The sequence below is a fragment of the Arthrobacter sp. NamB2 genome (assembly GCF_005281365.1).
In the GTDB taxonomy this organism is placed as follows: Bacteria; Actinomycetota; Actinomycetes; order Actinomycetales; family Micrococcaceae; genus Arthrobacter_D.
Genome location: NZ_SZWI01000015.1, coordinates 1 through 1,888, shown reverse-complemented (window position 1 = coordinate 1,888; position 1,888 = coordinate 1). Strand labels below are relative to the sequence as shown.

The following is a 1,888-nucleotide window of genomic DNA, read 5'->3' as shown; positions in this document are numbered from 1 at the left end:
GGACGCGGCCGGTGCCAATGAAGCGGCAGCCTCAGGGCAGATGACCGGCGACAGGTCGCCGAAGCCGGTGAACTGGGCCTCGTCGTCGATCGCGGTGACGTTCTCGAGGGTGACGTTGCCGGTGTTGGTCAGCTCGAACGAGTACTCGATCTGCTGGCCGGCACGGGTGACCTCGCTGACCGAGGCGCTCTTCACGAGTGAGAGCGCAGGAGCTGCCGGTGCAGTGACCTTGGCCGCCGACTCGTTCGAGGGAGGGAGGGTGCCGCGGGTCGGGGTGCCGGTCGCGGTAGCGACGTTGGTGATCACGCCCTTGTCGACGTCGGCCTGGGTGGCCGTATAGGTCGCGAAGCAGGTCACTGTTGCGCCGGGCGCGAGCGAGTCAGCAGGTTCGGGGCAGGTGATCGTGGACAGTTCCCCGGTGCCGGAGAACTAGGCTCTGTCATCGACGGCCGTGACGTCCGTGAGCGTGACGTTGCCGGTGTTCTCGATCAGGAACGAGTACGTGATCTCCTGGCCGGCCTCGGTGATCGTCTCGGTCGACGCGGATTTCATGACCGAGAGCGAGGGTGATGCCGGTGCGGTGACTGTTGCGTCCGAGGGCTTCGATACCGGGGACGATCCACGAAGCGGGGTGCCGGTCGCGGTAGCGACGTTGGTGATGACACCGGCGTCGACGTCGGCCTGGGTAGCCGTGTAGCTGGCGAAGCAGATCACTGTTGCGCCAGGTGCCAGCGAGGAAGCGCCATCAGGGCAGGTGACGTCAGAGAGTTTCCCGGAGCCGGAGAACTGTTCTACGTCGTCGATGACCTTCACGTTCTTCAAGGTCATGTTGCCGGTGTTCTTCACCACGAACGAGTATGTGATCTCCTGACCGGCCCTGGTGATCGTCTCGGTCGACGCTGACTTCTCCAGATCGATCGAAGGTGCGGCTTCCGACGGGATCGTGACGTCGGAGGGGCTGGTCGTGACGGGTGTCCTGGTCCTGTCGATTGCCGTGGCGGTTGCCGTGTTCTTCACGGTGCCGCGGTCGACGTCGGCCTGGGTGACCTTGTAGGTGGCGATGCAGGTCACGGACTCGTTCGGGGCCAGTGAGGCAGCCGATTCCGGGCAGGTGATGTCGGAGAGCTGTGTCGGATCACCTGTGAACTTCGCTCTGTCATCGGTGACGGTGACATTCTCGAGGGTGACGTTGCCGGTGTTGCTCACGGCGAAGGAGTACCTGACCTTCTGGCCTACTGCGATGTTCTCCATGGCCGCGGCATCTGCGCTCTTCACCATGGCAAGGGCAGGCTTTTGTTCCGTCGGGATCGTGACCTCGGAGGGCTCGGTTCCGACTGTGGTGCGCCTGGGGTCCGTGGCGGTGCCGGTGGCGACGTTCTTCAGCTCGGCGGAGTCGAGATCTGCCTGGGTGACCGTGTAGGTGGCGGAGCAGGTCACCGACTTACCCGGTGCGAGCGAACGCGCAGCCTCAGGGCAAAGGACCGGGGAGAGTTCACCTGAGCCGGTGAACCGGGCCTTGTCGTCGACGGCGGTGACGTCGCTGAGGGTGACGTTGCCGGTGTTGGTCAGCTCGAACGAGTACTCGATGTTCTGGCCGACGCGCGTGATCTTGTCGGCCGAGGCGCTCTTGATGATTTCCAGCTTCGGTGCGCCCGTGATCGTGGTGGTTTCCGTGTCCTCGTCCGTTGCCGGGGGGAGGTTCGGCGTGGTTCCGGTGGCGACGGCGTTGTTGATGACCTGGCCGGCGTCCACGTCGGCCTGGGTCAGGACGTAGGGTGCTGCCTCGCAGGTGACGTACGCGCCGACGGCCAGGGGGCCGGCCGGGCAGGTGACCGGTCCGGTGAGCTTGTTGTCAGCGACGGTGACTGTCTCGAGCGGCACCGTTCCT

General features: G+C 65.0%; 1 protein-coding gene and 1 pseudogene. Both read right to left on the bottom strand.

Features of this window, described 5'->3' with window-relative positions; all coding sequences use genetic code 11:
* Positions 1-357: hypothetical protein (locus FDK12_RS14935; RefSeq protein WP_223263322.1), on the bottom strand; the 357-nt coding region annotated here is incomplete at its 3' end.
* Positions 358-429: 72 nt separating this feature from the next.
* Positions 430-1,888 (bottom strand): annotated as a pseudogene (locus FDK12_RS14930) (DUF11 domain-containing protein); the annotation flags it as partial.